The following is an 18,017-nucleotide window of genomic DNA, read 5'->3' as shown; positions in this document are numbered from 1 at the left end:
GGGGGGGGGGGGGGGGGGGGGGGGGGGGGGGGGGGGGGGGGGGGGGGGGGGGGGGGGGGGGGGGGGGGGGGGGGGGGGGGGGGGGGGGGGAAGGGGGGGAAGCTATCTCATCCCTGAATGCATGAGACGAAATGACAAAATTTTTCGCCCCGTCATCTAACGCCTGCTCCAATGTAATCACAGTATAACCCGCGACCTGATAAGTTTCGGATCCACCAGCTCTTCTGTCCACAAGGTGCAAAACTTCAATCTTATGCTGCTTAAGGTATGGCAGCATCTGCAGAAAAAACTCTCCGGCACCATAAACGCATACCTGCTTCCATGCCAGAGCGATAAGCTTTTTAATCAGTGATTCCACGTAAAAGCGGTTATCGTTTTCGAGCAGACCGTAAGCTCTGGTCAGGAAACTGTTATCTTCGAGAGCGATGACACCTGCCGGCCAGTGAATATCTCCCAATGCCCAGCGGTTACTCTGGCCACTTTCAAAGAATGTCTCCATCAATCCGGTTTGTATCACCTGTTTCTTTTGTTCCTCGTCAATAACAGGGTACTCGCCATCAGTCCCGAAATTATCCTGATGCAACAACTCTCCGAACAAACCCGCTTCTTTCGCTGTCGGCATTAGCAGATAACGGGCAACAATGGCCTGGGCGCTTTCAAGGCTTATCGAACTGCGGTCAAGACGATGGGAGACATCCATATAGGAAAGGCAACCAGCCAGAAATTGACTGCAAATCTCTTCGTTTCCTTTGATGCCTTTACCTGTCAAAGGTTGAACACGACCATCACGCTCTATGTACGATAGCGTTGACCCGCCACTCCCCAAAAGAAGCGCTTCTATGCACTCAGGTGAACGGGCCAGGCGCTCACTGAGACGAAATCTCTCATTGCCGGGGGAAATGAATGCACGATAGAGTGTTTTTTCAACAAACCGGTACGCACGCAGGGATGAGTAAAACAGTAAATTTGCACCTGCCTGCTTCTGAAAAATCGTCTCCAGGCTATGCTGAATAGTGCCACCGTTACCAAAGTCCACCACAGCGCACTCATGAAAGTCACACCGGGTTTCCTGCGACAGGTAGTGTGATAACAACTTTCGCTGAGTATTAATTTTATCCCTCAGACTGGATGCATTTTCGTGAGCCTCGGCGCAAAGCTTGTCGTAGAGCGGTTCAGAATGAATAAACATTCCCTCAATGTTTTTCAATTCGAGGTCAGGAGGAAGCTCAGAAAAAAGCGCGGGATCAGCGTGAAAATCTTCAATAAAATTCTGAAGAGTATACCCCCGGTAGGTCATCAGGGTATCCATAACCTTGTTTAACCAACCACTTTCCTCCGTATCAATGCCGGGCCAGAATGCAGATTTACGGGAGACGTAAAATGCACTGACTGTGATGTCATTAATTCCGGCAATAGCAAGCCGCTTTTCGATAAGAGGGTTGAACAAATATCCCTCCCGCATCAAACACAATATGTGCCGGCATCCCGTTACGCGACTCTGACTGATAACCCAATCTGCGAATGCATCCATCACCGGCCCCCACACAAAGGCGCCACAGTCAAATGCTAACTGACCGTGTGACGACACTGCCTCACTGTTCATTGAGGCCATCAAACGGGTTGCAGATGAATGTTCACCACTAAGAAATGGCCTTTTCTCCAGTGAACGAATTGACCATGTATCCAGTTGAGGGTGGAAATGGCACGTTTGCAAGCCTGCGGCTTCCGCTGACTTAATATCAGCGTCCAGGTTGTCGCCTACATGTAGCCAGGTGTGAGGGTTTGCCTTCTGAACACTGGCAACATACCGGTACATTTTGCCACTAAATTTGGTAAAACCAGTCTCTGACGAAACGAATAACGGTAACTGTGCCAATTCCGGCCAGGCGTGAAAAAAGGTGTTTTTAATCTGCTCAGCCGAGAGATACATATCAGATATCAGATAAACGGCAATGTTTCGTACTTTCAAATTCCTGATAACATGAACAAGCTGCTGATTTACCAGTCCTGCATGCCGCTCTGCATCTAACTCTGCAAGGACAAGGTTTGCCTGAATATCTTTGCTGAAAGGCATACAACTGAAAATTTGCTCAAAGGTGATGTCTTCAGCTTCTGTATACCGCTGCCTTGCTGCGCGCTCAGCCTGCTCACGTAAAATCCGGTAATCTTCGCCGCTGATACCGTATACTCCTGCTTCACTGAGTACGGTATGACTGAAAACGTCGGCAGGCAGATTTAAGTGACGGAAGACCAGCGTGTCAAAAATATCAAAACTGACCGTACTCAGTTGATGTTCGTCGACCTGCTGCAAAATTCTGTCATAAATATTCATTGTCAGTTTCCGTTCCGTCCCGCTGGTTGCCGGACTGCATCGTAGCCTGTCATCAACTGCCGGATACAAACCGGTATCTGAACCTGTTCGTTGATATTGACGAACTGCCGGTAAGCCTCCTCCAGAGCCTCTGAGTCTTTTGCATGACAAACATTAAGATATGGATCCGTAATAAAGCACTCTGATGATGTATCCGGCGCAACGCCACCTTCAAGAATATGCTCTCTTACAATGACTCTGATAGCATCTTTACTGTGTTGCACCGCATCGTCCAAAATTACCAGTCCGGCAGCGCTAAGTTGAGACTGGACGCGGACACGCAAAGACTCGTTTCTGCTTTCCAATATCAAAGGCCGGCTTTCAGGAAACTGGCTGGCAACGTTATAAGTGTTTTTGCTAAACACTGCGTCGGGTCTTGCAAACCATCTTCCGCAGGAAAAGTCCGCAACCGCAATTTGTGCGCTGACGGCCTGACTTGCCAACCCTTTACGACAAGCAAAAAACGATTGCAACATCAGCTCACGACTCCGCTTTTCGGCAAACTGAGCAAAGTCTTCCCGCTTCAGATACTTCGCAAAATACCTCAGCCGGTTTCGCTCAAAGTAATAATTACTGAATGTATTGGTGGCGTGAACTGCTCCCATCTTATGCTGAACACGGGCACTGGCAATAGCGTGGACTTCAAAACCGGCCTGCTTCACCCGGGTACACCAGTCCATATCGTCCCAGTAGATAAAATGGGCTTCATCGAACACGCCCGCTTCGCGGATTATCTCTGTACGTGTGACCAGACAACAGGCAGGTACATAGTCGCAGATCACAACATCAGGTAGCGAGTTATCATCTTTGTGGCCTTTTAACGGTGTTTTCACACCATAGTTTTCCCGGTCAATAAATGCACCGAGCTCCTGCAGAATATCAGGATCATCCATGGTACAGATCTTGGCACCGGCAACGCCTACCTCTGAATGGGCCTGTAAGTACGCGACCAGTTTGGGCAAGGTGTCGGTGTCGAGAAGAATATCGTTGTCCAGCAAGGCCACATAATCGCACCCGGTTTCCACTGCTGCACGCATGCCGGTGGCAAAGCCCCCTGCTCCGCCGGTGTTTTCTGCTTTTGCAATAAGCGTCACCTGTTTGCCGTACTCGCTTTCAATCAGCTGCTGACTGCCGTCGGTGGAGGCATTATCCACCACGATCACATTGATACTCAGTGAATCAGATTGTGTGGCCAACAGAGAATCGAGGCAGCCTTTCAGGTAATCTTTTTTATTGAAGTTGCAAACTACTGCCGTCAGGGAGACTGTCATCATGCACTCCCCTGACGAATAAAAGCTTTCACTTTTGACGGGTTTGCCCGGTTGCCAAACGCAAACCGGTGACGATCATCGAAGAAGTGGCCTGTTGCAGACGACTTTTCTATCCACTCAACAAATTTCTCATCGTTACCACGGAACAGAAAGTACAGAGCAGCGGCAAACTGATGATGGGCAATACCCTGCTGAATAATGTCCGGCTCTACACCAAATTGTGCAGCCTGTTCACAAGCAAGACAGATATCCCGCAGGCTTTGCTCACGGCGCTCTGTGCTACGCTGCGTTTGCGCGCCGAAGCTGTCAGGATGAATACGGTAACGCCCCAGTACAGCCGGCATGTAGTTGATGCGGGCATTCAAGAAACCGGCGTTTAAGATATAAAATGGATAATCCAGAATAATGCGGCAGTCTGTCGCAATGGTGCAGGCAAGATGGTTATGCCGGCGGAACATCACACTGCTGGCCTGCATGTAGGTGCCGTAGCGGATAAGGTGAGTGATGTCTGACTGTGGTGGTATGTGCTGCCAGTTGTAGAAAGTCTGGCTGTACAGGCGAATGGTTTCATTAGTTTGCGAATCGAACATATCAGACTCATGAAACACCATCTGGCATTCAGGGTGATTGTCGAGATAGTCCACCTGCTTTTGCAATTTACCCGGTAAGGCAACATCATCGCCATCCAGATAAGCAATGTACTTACCTCCTGCTTCACCAAGCAGAGTTTTCATATTTTCAGCCAGTCCCGCATTCTGCGTTTTAAAGATAGCTTTTAAGTGACTGAACTCCTGACGCAGCGCTTCAATTTCTTCGCGGGTGTTATCAGAGGATGCATCGTCACACACCACCACTTCATAATCGAAATCGACATGCTGATCCAGCACTGAACGCAGGCACTCCCCGATATAACGCTCAAGATTATAAGCCGGTACAATGACTGACAGTTTCATTCAAACACCACTTTTCTGCCTAACTGGCTAAACAAATCATATCCGTCCCAGTCCGGAGAAAAAGCAAGTGCATTCCCCAGAGGTACTACCCTGTCTATTCCCTGTATCGGCAACGCGCGGATAATCTTAAAAAGTGCTTCTTTTTCAAAGCCGGCGTAAGACAAAGTCTGCCAGCCTGCGTGGTCGTAACCGGCAATCGCCTGTACATCATCAATATGAATACAGAACAGCGTACTATGCCCCTGATGGCGTTCCAGCAAGACATGGTGCCAGTGATTAATATGTACAAGAGACAGATCACCGCATTGCTCTGCTGTACTTGCCGCACCATCAGCAATACACCACTGGGCAAGCACTAGCTGCTCGTTGCGCTGCACCATTGAAGGGGCGTGCTGAACCGCGATGCCCGACAGGGCGCGGATCAATGTGTTCCAGTTTTGCTTTTCTCCCGTCCAGAACAGAATGCGGGGAGAAGAACAGGCCTGTTGCTGAAACATATCGCATTCTCGCCATAATGACGATGCCATGGCTTCTGCCTTTTCATCAGCACTTTGCACGCTGTCACTTTTTAATGCATCCACGTTTATCAGTGCTGCTGAGAATCTATCGGCAAAACTGATGTCCCGGCATCTTGGCTTACAGGATAACCCGCGTATTTGCCTCACGCTGTCGTCTCCGCCCCATAACACTCTGGCATCCGCCAGCATGCTCACTGCCGGGCCGGCAGGGTCATCCCGCTCAAAATGGATAAACTGATTGCCGGCATGGAGGGCAGCATGTTCCGGCAGCAACAGCAAGTAGCGTAACTTTTCCAGCAGAACTGTTTGCACATCACTGTCTCTGCCTGATACCCGTACCAGATTTCTGTTGCCCATCAGCAAGGCGCAAATCCAGCTATAGATAAACATGGTGTCCACATTTGCCGGTGTGTAATGCACTACCAGTCCCAGCGGACGGTAACTTTGCTTTGCTATATTGGCTGTCAGCGCATTCAGATTACCTTGTCTGAGCCAGTGACCCAGCGCTATGAGTTCAGGATACTGGCGGCAGTCTGATGATGTCATGAGCTGGCGCGACAACGCAGTAGTAAATACCAGCACGTCAGCGGCACTGACAGCAAGATTTTGCGCACTGATTGCCGGCAAAGCATCAGCGGATACCGGTTCCTGCCGGATTAAGTCTTTAATCACACAACACCTCCGGCTGTATCACTGCAACCCCGCAATTCTGCTTTCGGCAACCGTCCCGTGACTTCGAAATAACGTCCTTTACGCCCGCAGGCACAATCGTCTTCCCCCATAATTCTGCCACGATCTTCAGTTAGTAAACTGTAGCCGGGATAACTGTGAGGCAACGCCGATATAACCTGAATTATACCGGGTTCGTCAGGGCCGCAGATTGCCAGCGTACGGGGATCGCGGATCACCACTTCTGCCAGAGAAGGTGCATGTAAGTGGCCTTCTTCACATTCCACAAATACACTGCCTACCTGCTCTGCCATACCGTAAAAGTTATGCACTTTTGTGATGCCGGTTACTGCGCGCACGGTATCTTTAAACTGGAGGTTACTAACCTGTTTGTCCTTAAGCTTTTTCCATCCGCCACTGTGAATAAGAATCCCGTCGGATAAATTAAGCGCAATACCGTCTGCTTTAAGCGCTTCCAAGAAGTGTAACCACACCATAAAGGTAAAGCCGAACACCAGCACCGGTTGTCCGGCATACTTATCTGCAAATTCCTTTACCGCCTGATGATTCAGCGACATATCGGTGTTCAGTGCATAGGTATGTCCGCGGCCAAAAAAAGCCATGCCGCCGACGCCGGCTCCCCGGGCTGAGAGATGAGGGCTTTTCAGTACATCCGGCGAATCAATGATCAGCATAGGCAAACGCTGTTTACCAATAAATTGCTGCATGATGGTGACCAGCGCTTTGGATTGTCTGGCACTGGTTTGTTTATCCAGAGTCACTTTCGCCGTCACCTGACCGGTCGTTCCGGATGACTGCAAGGTTTTAAACACATTTTGGGGTGCCACGCTGCTTAGATGCATCAGTTTGAAAAGCCGCACAGCCAGATAGGGTAAGTCGCTGTAATCATGGAAGGTCTCCCCTGATGACGCGAAAAGCTGATGATATGCATCACAATGTGTCAGATGATGCTGATGCAGCAATGACGTGACATGACACAGTAAGCGACTTTTCTCTGCCTGAGGCAGGCCATACACGGGTTCGCTGAGCAGCAGGTTATACGCGTCTTCATAGGACTTTGGAAAAGGCGCGGTATCAGCCGTTATCATGCTTATCCCTTCCTGCTTTCAAAATAGCCTGATAATCTGTTTTTCCGTTATCCAGCAACGGCCAGTCTGAAAATGCCCGTACCGTTAAGTAGGCAGGCGGCGCGGATACCATAGATTTAAGGCGACTTTCAGCTTTTGACACATCACTTTCCCGGCATGCTATGACAAGAAAGTTGTCCTCACCGGCCACTTTAACTTCCAGACCCTGCTCTGCAAATAACGCTTCCAGTCCGTCCAGATTCACCCGTTCACCGGCCAGTTTAATAATGCGTTTCAGGCGGCCTGTTATGGTGTAGTCGCCATCTTCATCGAAAAAGGCCAGATCGCCGGTATGAAGCACCAGGGGAGGAGTAAATGCTGCCAGATCATTATGATCGGACACATACCCCAGCATGACATTTTTTCCTTCATACAGCAGTTCACCCGTTACGCCGGGCTCACTGATAAGCCGGCCGTATTCATCACAAAGTGACAATTTGCCGCCCGGTATCGCTTTACCTGCTGCTGAAGGTTTGCTCAATACGGTATGTGGTTCGAGATATGCCATTCTCGCGGTCGCCTCTGTTTGTCCGTACATGATGAAACATTGCTTGTAATATTTATCGGCATATTCAGCGAGGGTTTTAACCCCGGCTTCTTTGAGCTTGCCACCCGCCTGAGTGAAATAAGCAAGTTCCGGCAATAACTGGCGGTCAAACCGTAAGCGAAGCAGCATTTCATAAAAAGACGGTACGCCGGACAGTGACGTCACCGCTTCATCTTTAAGCAACGTCCAGAATGCACGGTCCATTGGCGTGAGTGAAGTCAACCTGACTGTCGCCCCTTTTGCCAGATGGGTATTTAGTACCGACAACCCGTAGGAATAAGAGAGTGGCATGGTAAGCAGGGTTTTATCTTTTGATGTAACAGGAAGATAAGAACAGATAGAGGCCGTGTTCGCAGCAAGGTTTTCACGGGATAAAGCAACAAACTTTCCACCGCCGGTTGAACCCGATGTGGTAAGCAACAGTGCCAGTTCCCCGGCTACAGGTATGCATCGCTGGTGTTTTACGGTCAGGCTGTTGTCTGCCACCAGCAAATTGGGGGTGAGCCTGGTGATTAATGCCTGTTGTCCCGCTGCGGACAGACCAGGGTGAAACAGCACCACAGGAAAGCCCGATTTCAGACAGGCCAAGTAGCAACTTACAGAATCAACATTACCGCACATGGCCAGTGCCACTAACGGTCGCTCCACGGTGCTACTGAGTTTTTCCTGCCACTCTGCAATATGCCTTTGCAGCTCAGCGTAAGGGCAGATCCCTTCGTCTGTGATCAGTGCCGCCTTTTCACTGTTGCAGGCAAACACATCCTCAGGGAACACAACGCTCACGGATAAAATAACCCGTCCACGGGCAAGGTATGACCCGTCGTATAAGCCGACTGACGGGACAGTAAAAATACAACAGCCCGCGCCACATCACCGGCACGGCCAGCCCTTTTCATGGTAATTCTGGCTTCAACTTCAGCCCTGGCATCCTCTTCATAATGCGCGGTAAGCCCTGTATCAATGAAGCCCGGAGATACCGCATTCACACGGATCCCCACTGCCGCCAGTTCTTTCGCCAGCGATTTGGTTGCTCCGCTCAGCGCAGCTTTACTGGCACCGTAGGCACTCATGCCTGTAGCCCCCATTTCGCCAATCTGAGAAACAATGTTCACAATACTGCCATGACGGTGGCGTGCCATTAAGCGGCTGGCCAGTTGCATATGCTGATAAGGGGCAAGGAAGTTCACATTCAGCTGTGACTTTAACGCGTCCATACCGCTTACGGTAAAAGCGGCTTCTTCCATAATGCCGGCATTATTAACCAGGCCGGTTAACGGACCGATATCACTTTGATTCTGTTGTTTCTGAATTTGACGGAAGGCGTCTTTAACAGCTTTTTCGTCAGTCACGTCATAGTTCAGCGGGATCACCCGTGATTCATACTGATTTACCAGCGCAGCCAGTTTAGCTTCATTGCGCCCGGCAGCAAATACTGCGGCACCGGCCTGCACGCACTCATTAACAATGGCACGGCCAATATCACCGGTAGCCCCTGTTATCAGTACCGAGCCACCTTTAAGCAGGATAGATTCAGAATTGGACGTCATACTTTGTCAGGATCTCTTTCGCTTTGCCCACGGAACTCATATCAATAATGTCGTCGGTATCGAGCATGACATCAAAGGTGTTTTCCAGCTCGGAGATCAGGATCATGTGTGCAGTAGAATCCCACTCTTTAATAGTGTTGTAGGTCAGTTCATCCGTGACCATCTCTGTACTGATCCCCAGAGCCTGAACAAATGACTGTACGAGCTTTTGCTGATTATCCACAAAAAACCTCTTTATTGACTAAGACTTGCGCGGACGCGACAAGAAAGATTTCAGTGTTACAGTTTGCCGCTCATAGGCCTCTTTTTGCAAGCGCAAGCGCACAAAATCGTCCTGACCGCTGATTTCATAGCCCAACTGACGGTTATATTTCAGTGCGGCGTCGTTATCCGGTTTCACCGCCGCCGAAAATTCGGTCACATTGAAATGGGAAAAACAATAATCATACATCGCCAGAGTGGGAGCGAAAGCCAGAATGTTGCCCTGATAATCAGGTTCACCAATATATAAACCGGGCTCTAATACCCGGGCGGAGACTACTGTCTCTCCGATGACCGGCACTTTCACATTGGTTGAGCCAACAGGCCGCCCTTTGTATTCGATAATCCAGTGCATCTGAGACGGGTCGTGACTGATTTTTTGAAACCATGCAGCTTGTTGCTCCGCAGTGATGAGTGATGTAGACACCATCTTCTCACGCACGTAGTCGCTGTTCCGCCACTGCCTTAATTTATCCAGATCGCCCTCTTCCAACGGCCTTAAGGTAACCTGCCAGGCTTCAATACGTGGTGCCTTAACAGTTGACTCCTGCCTCATGGCTGAATGACCTCTGCGATAGCATTAAGGACATTAAACGCACCGTCAGCATGATACTTACCTTTTACTGCCTGCTGCATGGCTTCCAGCTTACCGGGTTGCTGCCAGAGTGCATGCACTGTGCGGGCAATCTCGTCGACAGGCACATCGCCGGTACAATCAAAGGTGGTACACCAGCCTTCCTGCTGAGCCTGCTCAGTCGCCGTTCTCTGGTTTTCTGCCACCATCAGCAGTACTGAAGGTGTTTCGCAGACGCCCAGTTCAAACTGACTGCCTCCGGCGGCACTGACAGCAAGCTTACTGTGCCGCCACACATCGGCCATATCCTGACAATTATGTATATGCTGAATCGCCAGCGGACTCGCCTTTATTGCCTCATTCAGTGCACTGATATTATTAAACGCCGCACCGGTAATTACCCGCACCGGCACATCATTAAGTACATCAGACAACGCATTAATTAACGGGACGGTCAGCCCTTTCGGATCGCTGCCGCCGATACAAACGGCGATGCCAAAGCGCTTGTCCTGTGGCGGGTTATCGCCCCGTTGAAATTCACGTCTCATCAAACGGTAATCAGGTCCGGAACAAATTTTTACTGCCGGGTTAATTTCCAGATATTGCGCATCCAGTGACGAAGTGGTGCTGTTTACCACCAGCGAGGCCTGCGCGACCTGACTAAGTTGCCCGTCATCCATGACCACCACAGGGATCCCTGCCCCGCGCAGTCCGCTCAATGAGACAGCCGGAATATCGTAGCCGTCAACCACAATAGCTGAGGCATTCATGCGCTGTGCCTGTTCTGTCAGCCAGCGACTTTCGTCATCATCACTACCACAGGGCACTTCCGTCACCGGATAAATCCAGTCGTTTCTTGCTACAGCCAGCGCCCTGCCGCCCTTATCTGTAAAAAAATGGCAGGGAATATCGAAGCTTCCGGCCGCCTGAGCCAGTGCCAGCGAACGCATCAGATGTCCCATTCCAATCGCGGGCGACACACTGACTCTGAATACTATAGGTCTCACTTAAACGTTCTCACTTCAGGGCTCTCATTTCTCCAGATGTTCCCACTTGAGCGCGGTGCCTTTTTTCAACGCGGTACGGGCTTTATTGCCGAGGACTTCCTGCCAGTGCTTTGGCGCAAGGCCAAAAGCCGGCCGGACGATTTTCAGGTTAGACTCATCCAGCGTGTCACCAATATTCACATCTGCACTAATATAAATTGAGCGGCGGTATTGTTTTGCCGCTTCCTCAGCCTGACTGCCTCCGTAGCGAACCTGCCCCATACCTTGCCAGGCCCGCTCAGACTCAGTCACCAGCATTTTGAGCTCTGCAGGCTCCAGTGAAAAAGCCGCATCCACACCACCGGCGCTACGATCCAGCACGAAATGTTTTTCAATAACAGTGGTGCCCAGCGCGACGGAAGCCACTGCCACACCGATACCGCCGGTGTGATCACTCAGTCCCACCTGACAGTGAAAAGCGCTGCGCATATTGGGAATAGTGTTCAGATTAGTATTGCCGGGGTCTGCCGGATAGGTGCTGGTGCACTTCAGCAGCACGATATTGTCACACCCGTTGCGGCGGGCACAGTGAACAGCCTGCTCAATTTCAGCAAGGCTTGCCATGCCCGTAGACATGATCAGGGGCTTCCCTTTACTTGCGGCACGGGCGATAAGCGGTAAATCAGTCAGCTCGAATGAAGCAATTTTAAAACAGGGCACATCAAGACTGTCGAGGAAATCCACAGCTTCACCATCGAAGGGAGAGCTGAAAGCGAGCATACCCAGCGCCTTTGCCCGGTCAAACAGCGGCTTGTGCCACTCATAAGGCGTTGCCGCTTTTTGATATAACGCGTGCAAAGATTCGCCATGCCACAAACTGTCTTTTTCTGAAATCACGAAATCGTCGGTAGCAACATCCAGCGTCATGGAATCGGCGGTGTAGGTTTGTAATTTAATAGCATGGGCACCGGCTTCAGCTGCTGCATCCACCATCGCACAGGCCAGCTCAAAGTCCTGACTGTGGTTGCCGCTCAGTTCTGCAATAATAAACGGAGGTTCATCTGGGCCGATTAAACGGTCACCAATTTTTACATCATGCACCGGCATTCCCCTCTAAGATATTCATCACGCCCTGTGCGATCTGCTCAGGTTCAACAGCCACATCTGACATGTCAGTGGCATACTCGGGCATCAGCGTTCTGGGATCGACATTGCCGCTGATAACCAGAGACGGCGTACCGGTGGCCGTTGCCAGCCACTGCGGCGCAGAAGGTACGGTTATCAGTAACTGACTTGCTTTAAGTTGGGATAACGTCTGGCGCATAGAACAACGCCCGTCAAATCCGGTCCAGACATGAACGCCCTGTGCTTCGAGAAGCGCTTTGAGCGCCTCTCCGTGCGGGTAATTCCGCTCCGCAGTTCTTGCGCCGGTCGCCATGGCAACCACAGGCTGGTTGAGACCGGCCAGATGACTGTCGGCTTCCACATCAATGGTCATGTCCATGTCGATAGTGCTGAATCCGCAACAACGCCTGAGATAAAATTCAGGATATCCCCGCTCAGGTACCTGCCCGTACTCCCACCAGGTTGTATGCCATTGTGCCATGCTCATCCAGCTGCTTTGCATATACTGAGCAGGTAAATTAACGTAATCCGGCGACAGAGTTTGCTTCTGAAATTTATCAACGAGTTCAGCCACACTGATACTCATGGTATTACCAACCACTGGTTCACCGGCATCTTTTAAGAAGCGGGCGAGGAAACACGGCATAAACCACGTGTCGAGATTGATGATCTGAGTATATTCTTCAGCCAGGATCTGTTCAGCCAGCCCGAGAAACGTTTGCATGGCATCTACGATGTTTTCCGGCCACTCTCCCTGTTTCAGCGCGTAAACGGTAATGTCCGGTTCTGCCAGCTTCAGTAACTCCTCACCTGCGGCATAAGTCAGTGCATGAATACTGGCTGCGGGGAATTTTGTTTTTACGTAGCGGATAGCCGGGATCCCCACACAGGTGACATCGCCAAGTCCCAGCATTCTGATTATGAGTATTTTTTCCTGCATAAATTTATTCTGTCTTTATATACGCGCGGTACATGAGTTCAGCCCTTTCCCAGTCTTCCGGTGTATCAATATCCTGTACCAGATGGCGGGGCAGGATAACGGGAATACTGGTAGGCGCAAACATAGGCTTATCTGTCAGCCAGGCAGAGGCTTTCCCCCAGTAAAACTGACCTGCATCGTGAAAACTTTCGGTCAAATCCTGAGAACGGGTAGCCATTTTGCTGGCATCGAAAGGAAGCACGCCTTTGCCATGTAACCGGATTGCCCGTTGGATTGGGAATGGAAACGTTGTGACTGAAAAAGCAAAATGCATGTCAGGATTGTCGTTCAGCCGTGACAACCCTTCTTTAAGGTATGTGGCACTTAGAAAAGGCGCTGTGGCATAGATACAACATACGTTGTCTACCTGCCCCTTATCGTCCTGATAAGAATCAATAGCATGACATACTACCGGCGCAGTGCCGGTGAAATCATCAGCCAGCGACGCCGGGCGACGGATAACATAACTGGCACCGTACTTTTCTGCGATAGCGGCAATTTCTTCGCTGTCGGTGGATACGACAATATCATCGAAAACAGCGGCTTTCAGCGCCGCTTCAATAGAATAAGCAATGAGCGGTTTACCGGCAAAATTCCGGATATTTTTACCTTTTATCCGTTTGCTGCCGCCCCGTGCCGGAATAATGGCAATGTTCACAGTAATACCTCTTTCAGACAGTCAATCACCTTTTGCTGCTCACCGTCTGTGAGTAAAGGATATAAGGGCAACGTCAGTGCACCCCGGTAATATTGTTCACTGACAGGAAAGTCACCTTCGCCAAATCCTAAAGCCTGATAATAAGGATGAAGATGTATAGGGATGTAATGAACATTTACGCCGATACCAGCGGCTCTCAGGGTATTAAAAATGGCTGTGCGCTGCGCCGGTTCCACTTCAATCATATAAAGATGCCACGCACTGTTGTTATCAAACAACGGGCGTTTTACCGGCAATGACGCCAGTGCCTCATGATATCTGGCTGCTCTGGTGCGTCTTTCTGCGACAAAATTGTCCAGTCTGCCCATTTGCGCCACACCTAAAGCCGCGTGTAAGTCACTTAGCCGGTAGTTAAAGCCTAAATGTATTTGCGCGTAGAACCAGGGTTCATCGTCATGTCCTGCCGGTATGGTTGCCGGATCTTTAGTAATGCCATGACTGGCATACAATCGAAGTTTATCCGCCAGTAGCTGGGAACCCGTCAACACCGCGCCGCCTTCAGCTGTCGTCACTGATTTCACCGGATGAAAACTGGTCACGACCATCTCGGAGTAAACACAGGAGCCGACACGGTTTCCATCGGCATCTTTACCTCCCAGAGCGTGGGCAGCGTCTTCAATGATCGTAATTTTCAGCGGGCGACATAAATCAGCAATCGCTTTCATGTCACAGCTACTACCCGAAAAATGCACAGCAATAAGCACGTCAGGCACGTTACCGGCAGCAGACGCTTTTTCCAGTTTAGCCGCAAGGGCATCCACACTTAAATTACGGGTGACAGGGTCAATGTCGACAAAATCCACAGTAGCCCCGCAATACAACGCCGCATTGGCAGAAGCCGCAAAGGAGTTCGGGACTGTCCATACTAAATCTCCGGCTCCCACGCCGGCGGCCAGACAAGCAATATGAAGTCCTGACGTGCCGCTGTTACAGGCGACTGCATATTTTGCCCCGGTATAGTCACACAAGGCCTGCTCAAAGGCAGGGACCTGCTTGCCCTGGGTCAGGAACTCATTTTCCAGCACCTGTACCACGGCATCCACATCTTCTTTAGCAATAGTGTGTTTACCGTAAGGGATCATGAGGTGAGCTTATCCAGTTCGCGAAGCTCTTTCACTGACAGAAAATGTGGATTTTTACCGGAATGATATTCAAACTTTTCTTCTGCGGCTTTACCACGCTCACCGGTGCGATTTTTGAAGTAATCCACATTCTTATCGAAGAAGGTAATGGCCGGCGCGATAACAAAGTGGTCATCGAACTCAATAGAATGATGTGCCATTTCTTCAGGCACCATGACCTCGTGAAGCTTTTCACCGGGCCGTATGCCGATGGTTTCGTATTCCCGTTTACCGCTCATGGCTTCCACCAGATCGACGATACGGATTGAGGGTATTTTAGGAACGAAGATTTCTCCTCCCTGCATGCGGGAGAAGTTTTTAATTACGAATTCCACCCCTTCATCCAGAGTGATCCAGAAACGGGTCATTTCCGGATGAGTCACCGGCAATTTGTCACGGCCTTCACTGAGCAACTGACGATAAAAAGGAACTACCGAGCCGCGGGAGCCGACAACATTGCCGTAGCGTACTACCGAGAACCTTGCACCGTTGGCTCCGGATATATTATTGGCTGCTACAAAGAGTTTATCCGAAGCCAGCTTCGTTGCGCCATACAGGTTAACCGGATTAGCGGCCTTATCGGTGGATAACGCAATGACCCAGGATACTTTATTGGCTATGCAGGCATCGATGACATTTTGCGCGCCGTTGATATTGGTCTTTATACACTCATTAGGATTGTATTCTGCCGCCGGTACCTGCTTCAGTGCTGCCGCATGGACCACGTAATCCACATCTTTCATAGCAGTGATCAGACGTTCTTTATCTCTGACATCACCAATGAAGTAACGCATGCAGCTGTCATTGAAGCGCTGCTGCATTTCAAACTGTTTCAATTCATCGCGGGAATAAATGATGATTTTTCGGGGTGAGTAATTTTTGAGTAAGTGACTGACAAACTTTTTCCCAAAAGAGCCTGTACCACCGGTAATCAAAATATTTTTATCATTGAACATATTCGTGTTCCCACAAAGCGTGAGCCCTAAGGCTGCAAGTCAAGATTCAGCGCATCATACAGCCAGACTTAACGGTATTTTTTTACCGCCTTCTGGCTTCTCAGAAATTGGCTGACATCGTCTTTAGCTGATTTTAGCAAAGTCTGCGCCATTTCTTTTAACATATTATTGACGGTAACTTCCTGTTCTGCAAAAGATCTTGCCGTTTCAGGGTCTGAATTTTCAAGGTGGGATTGAATAACCGTATCACGCCGGGTCATCAAAGACAGCAAAGTGCTGTAGCGGGCTTCTTCGTCATCGTCCGTCAGGCACTGCAGGATTTCAGCATTAATGTCTGCCAGCGCCTGAGGAGTAAACTCATGATTTAATTGTATATTCACACGGCCTGTCGTTTTTGACGCTGTGCTTCGTACGCTTCCTCTTTAGCGGCTTGAGGAATCTGTACCCAGGCATCACGAATGGGAGTTAACAGGCTAATCACTTCATCCAGGATCTGCAAGTCATTCCGTACGTGAGCTTCCCCGGTTCTCTCAATCATATACTCATAAAGTGAGTACATGTTTTCAGCAACTTCTCCGCCCACATCCAAATCCAGTGTGTCACGAAGATTCATCAGAATAGCCGTCACGCGGGAAAGAAACTCAGATTTAGCGGCAAATTCTTTACGCTCCATTGCGCCTTTTGCAAACGCTAACCGGTCCAGTGCGCCTTGCATCAACATAAGCGTCAACTTATGGGGATCAGCATTTGCGATATCTTGTTTCAGGTTACCCTTGCGGTATGCGTTTATGCCTGTCAGTGCCATTATAATTCCTCACTTATCACAGAGATGCCAGCAGTGCAGAGCCTGTCGAATTCAATTGCGAAACGGTCTGGTCGAGGGCCAGATATTTATCCCGCAATATTTGTTCGTAGTTTGCCATTCTTAATTCCAGACGCTCACGATCATCATAAAGCTGATCACGGTCATCCTTCGCTGCACGCTCTCTTAAACTGATTAATCCACTGTATGAAGTGTATTGATCAGTGAACTCATAGAGTTTAACGGCAATACCTTCGTTTTCATCAGTAAATAATTTGGCTATTTCGTCAAAATTATCTTCAAGTGCATCTTCAAGGCGCTCATTACCGGAACCCAGACCGAAATCTGTGTCACCGATTTCCAGCTCACCATCGGAATTAAGCTCTACACCCAACTGGAATAAACCTCCAAGCGCAGAGGATGAAACACTGCCGCCGACAATCGAACCCAGTCCGGTCATGATGCCCCGCATCAGCGAGTCGCCGGCAAGATCACCATCGTCTTCCAGTTCAGATTCACCGTAACGGGTAAGGTTCTGCAACTCTTTGATGACGCCGTTATAGGTGTCGACAAAATCACGGATCTTTTTATCCAGGCCGTCACGGTCGTAACCAATTTCTAATGTTGATGTCTGAAAGCTCAGGCCATCAGCGGACTTTGGCGACACGCGCTCCGCTTCAAAAGAAACGTTCTGGATCGTGTTTTCAAATTCGTTGGTACTGCTCTCTACCACGATACCGTCAATGGTAGCCCGTGCATTGGTCGCAGACGTAATATTAGACGTAGAGATTAAACCGGCAGAAGTTGAGCTGCTTGTTGCCACGCGGTTAAGTTCTGCCGCACCGGTGTCGTTGACAATTTCCAGATCATTACCGTCTCCGGTCACATCAGATGTGAAAACCAGCTTAGGGCCGGCCGATGTGCCCGTGTCGATAATATTAGCATTCACACCAAAGTTATCTTCACTGTTGTTAATGGCTTCCCGCAGCTGCGCCAGAGTCATACCGGCAGACACGTTGATAGTAAAGGAATCGCCGGATGCCCCTACATTAAACGTCAGGGAACCTGAACCGGAGCTCAGTACAGCATCGGAAGAAGAAGAGAAATTACCGTCATCAGTGACAATACGGCTGCCCGTTGCCAGCTGCTCTACGGCAATTTCATAGCTGCCCCGCAGGGCAGAATTTGATGCATCTGCAGAGAGGATCTCTACATCTTCTTCAGGATTGGTAATAGTAGGCTCACGACCATTGATGTCGTTATCGCTGCGCAGTTTATCGACTGCGTCCTTAAAATCGGACAACAAGGATTTAACCTGCCCGAGACCAGAAATTTCAGCTTCAATACGATCTTCACGCTCATTCAGGCGCTCTTCTTTCGGCGTCCTTTCGGCCTCAAGCAGTTGCGTGACCAGATCGTCAAGCGCAAGTCCGGAACCAACACCTAACGATTGAATAGTCATTTGCTTACC

General features: G+C 49.8%; 18 protein-coding genes. All 18 read right to left on the bottom strand.

Features of this window, described 5'->3' with window-relative positions:
- A partial coding sequence (locus ACXAH4_RS20050) for an HAD family hydrolase (RefSeq protein WP_474883162.1) occupies positions 1–2,332 on the bottom strand: 2,332 nt, incomplete at its 3' end.
- Positions 2,333–2,334: 2 nt separating this feature from the next.
- The gene (locus tag ACXAH4_RS20045) at positions 2,335–3,645 is read right to left on the bottom strand and encodes a glycosyltransferase family 2 protein (RefSeq protein WP_474844648.1); all 1,311 of its coding nucleotides are present in this window, start codon (positions 3,643–3,645) and stop codon (positions 2,335–2,337) included.
- Complete coding sequence (locus ACXAH4_RS20040) at positions 3,642–4,595, bottom strand: glycosyltransferase family 2 protein (RefSeq protein WP_474844647.1); 954 nt, start codon at positions 4,593–4,595, stop codon at positions 3,642–3,644. Before ACXAH4_RS20040 ends, ACXAH4_RS20045 begins: the two co-directional genes overlap by 4 nt.
- Complete coding sequence (locus tag ACXAH4_RS20035; RefSeq protein WP_474844646.1) at positions 4,592–5,785, bottom strand: acyl-CoA reductase; 1,194 nt, start codon at positions 5,783–5,785, stop codon at positions 4,592–4,594. The genes ACXAH4_RS20040 and ACXAH4_RS20035 overlap by 4 nt, the downstream gene beginning before the upstream one ends.
- Entirely contained in the window at positions 5,782–6,891 is a 1,110-nt protein-coding gene (locus ACXAH4_RS20030) for a LuxE/PaaK family acyltransferase (protein WP_474844645.1), read from the bottom strand. Before ACXAH4_RS20030 ends, ACXAH4_RS20035 begins: the two co-directional genes overlap by 4 nt.
- Positions 6,878–8,260, bottom strand: a complete 1,383-nt coding sequence (locus ACXAH4_RS20025) for an AMP-binding protein (protein ID WP_474844644.1) — start codon at positions 8,258–8,260, stop codon at positions 6,878–6,880. Before ACXAH4_RS20025 ends, ACXAH4_RS20030 begins: the two co-directional genes overlap by 14 nt.
- Positions 8,257–9,024: an SDR family NAD(P)-dependent oxidoreductase gene (locus ACXAH4_RS20020; protein ID WP_474844643.1), complete on the bottom strand. Its 768-nt coding sequence runs from the start codon at positions 9,022–9,024 to the stop codon at positions 8,257–8,259. The genes ACXAH4_RS20025 and ACXAH4_RS20020 overlap by 4 nt, the downstream gene beginning before the upstream one ends.
- The gene (locus tag ACXAH4_RS20015) at positions 9,008–9,247 is read right to left on the bottom strand and encodes an acyl carrier protein (RefSeq protein WP_474844642.1); all 240 of its coding nucleotides are present in this window, start codon (positions 9,245–9,247) and stop codon (positions 9,008–9,010) included. The genes ACXAH4_RS20020 and ACXAH4_RS20015 overlap by 17 nt, the downstream gene beginning before the upstream one ends.
- An 18-nt stretch (positions 9,248–9,265) precedes the next feature.
- Positions 9,266–9,841 (bottom strand): GNAT family N-acetyltransferase, encoded by a 576-nt coding sequence (locus ACXAH4_RS20010; protein WP_474844641.1) that lies wholly within the window; start codon positions 9,839–9,841, stop codon positions 9,266–9,268.
- Positions 9,838–10,866, bottom strand: a complete 1,029-nt coding sequence (gene pseG, locus ACXAH4_RS20005; RefSeq protein WP_474844640.1) for a UDP-2,4-diacetamido-2,4,6-trideoxy-beta-L-altropyranose hydrolase — start codon at positions 10,864–10,866, stop codon at positions 9,838–9,840. Before pseG ends, ACXAH4_RS20010 begins: the two co-directional genes overlap by 4 nt.
- Positions 10,867–10,890: 24 nt before the next feature.
- Complete coding sequence (gene pseI, locus ACXAH4_RS20000) at positions 10,891–11,946, bottom strand: pseudaminic acid synthase (RefSeq protein WP_474844639.1); 1,056 nt, start codon at positions 11,944–11,946, stop codon at positions 10,891–10,893.
- Positions 11,939–12,910 (bottom strand): glycosyltransferase family 9 protein, encoded by a 972-nt coding sequence (locus ACXAH4_RS19995; RefSeq protein WP_474844638.1) that lies wholly within the window; start codon positions 12,908–12,910, stop codon positions 11,939–11,941. Before ACXAH4_RS19995 ends, pseI begins: the two co-directional genes overlap by 8 nt.
- 4 nt (positions 12,911–12,914) lie before the next feature.
- Positions 12,915–13,607: a pseudaminic acid cytidylyltransferase gene (pseF, locus tag ACXAH4_RS19990; RefSeq protein WP_474844637.1), complete on the bottom strand. Its 693-nt coding sequence runs from the start codon at positions 13,605–13,607 to the stop codon at positions 12,915–12,917.
- The gene (pseC, locus tag ACXAH4_RS19985) at positions 13,604–14,749 is read right to left on the bottom strand and encodes a UDP-4-amino-4,6-dideoxy-N-acetyl-beta-L-altrosamine transaminase (protein ID WP_474844636.1); all 1,146 of its coding nucleotides are present in this window, start codon (positions 14,747–14,749) and stop codon (positions 13,604–13,606) included. The genes pseF and pseC overlap by 4 nt, the downstream gene beginning before the upstream one ends.
- A complete protein-coding gene (pseB, locus tag ACXAH4_RS19980; RefSeq protein ID WP_303574400.1) occupies positions 14,746–15,744 on the bottom strand; it encodes a UDP-N-acetylglucosamine 4,6-dehydratase (inverting) in 999 nt (332 codons plus the stop codon). Before pseB ends, pseC begins: the two co-directional genes overlap by 4 nt.
- Before the next feature lie 68 nt (positions 15,745–15,812).
- Positions 15,813–16,124 carry a hypothetical protein gene (locus ACXAH4_RS19975; RefSeq protein WP_474844635.1) on the bottom strand — a complete coding sequence of 104 codons (312 nt, stop codon included), beginning with the start codon at positions 16,122–16,124 and terminating at the stop codon, positions 15,813–15,815.
- Positions 16,121–16,549: a flagellar export chaperone FliS gene (gene fliS / locus ACXAH4_RS19970; RefSeq protein ID WP_119500530.1), complete on the bottom strand. Its 429-nt coding sequence runs from the start codon at positions 16,547–16,549 to the stop codon at positions 16,121–16,123. The genes ACXAH4_RS19975 and fliS overlap by 4 nt, the downstream gene beginning before the upstream one ends.
- A 16-nt stretch (positions 16,550–16,565) precedes the next feature.
- On the bottom strand, positions 16,566–18,008 hold the full coding sequence (fliD, locus tag ACXAH4_RS19965) for a flagellar filament capping protein FliD (protein WP_474851017.1): 1,443 nt from the start codon (positions 18,006–18,008) through the stop codon (positions 16,566–16,568).
- Between the last annotated feature and the right edge of the window lie 9 nt (positions 18,009–18,017).

Source organism: Alteromonas sp. ABV2_168, from assembly GCF_056161165.1.
Note: the sequence above shows the minus strand (reverse complement) of the source record. Positions and strands in the feature narration are given on the sequence as shown.

Excerpts from the sequence above, each read along its gene's own strand:
- pseC (WP_474844636.1), bottom strand. The coding sequence starts at position 14,749 with ATGATCCCTTACGGTAAACACACTATTGCTAAAGAAGATGTGGATGCC.
- ACXAH4_RS20030 (WP_474844645.1), bottom strand. The coding sequence starts at position 6,891 with ATGATAACGGCTGATACCGCGCCTTTTCCAAAGTCCTATGAAGACGCG.
- fliD (WP_474851017.1), bottom strand. The coding sequence starts at position 18,008 with ATGACTATTCAATCGTTAGGTGTTGGTTCCGGACTTGCGCTTGACGAT.
- ACXAH4_RS20020 (WP_474844643.1), bottom strand. The coding sequence starts at position 9,024 with ATGACGTCCAATTCTGAATCTATCCTGCTTAAAGGTGGCTCGGTACTG.
- ACXAH4_RS19995 (WP_474844638.1), bottom strand. The coding sequence starts at position 12,910 with ATGCAGGAAAAAATACTCATAATCAGAATGCTGGGACTTGGCGATGTC.
- ACXAH4_RS20040 (WP_474844647.1), bottom strand. The coding sequence starts at position 4,595 with ATGAAACTGTCAGTCATTGTACCGGCTTATAATCTTGAGCGTTATATC.
- fliS (WP_119500530.1), bottom strand. The coding sequence starts at position 16,549 with ATGGCACTGACAGGCATAAACGCATACCGCAAGGGTAACCTGAAACAA.
- ACXAH4_RS20045 (WP_474844648.1), bottom strand. The coding sequence starts at position 3,645 with ATGATGACAGTCTCCCTGACGGCAGTAGTTTGCAACTTCAATAAAAAA.
- ACXAH4_RS20010 (WP_474844641.1), bottom strand. The coding sequence starts at position 9,841 with ATGAGGCAGGAGTCAACTGTTAAGGCACCACGTATTGAAGCCTGGCAG.
- pseB (WP_303574400.1), bottom strand. The coding sequence starts at position 15,744 with ATGTTCAATGATAAAAATATTTTGATTACCGGTGGTACAGGCTCTTTT.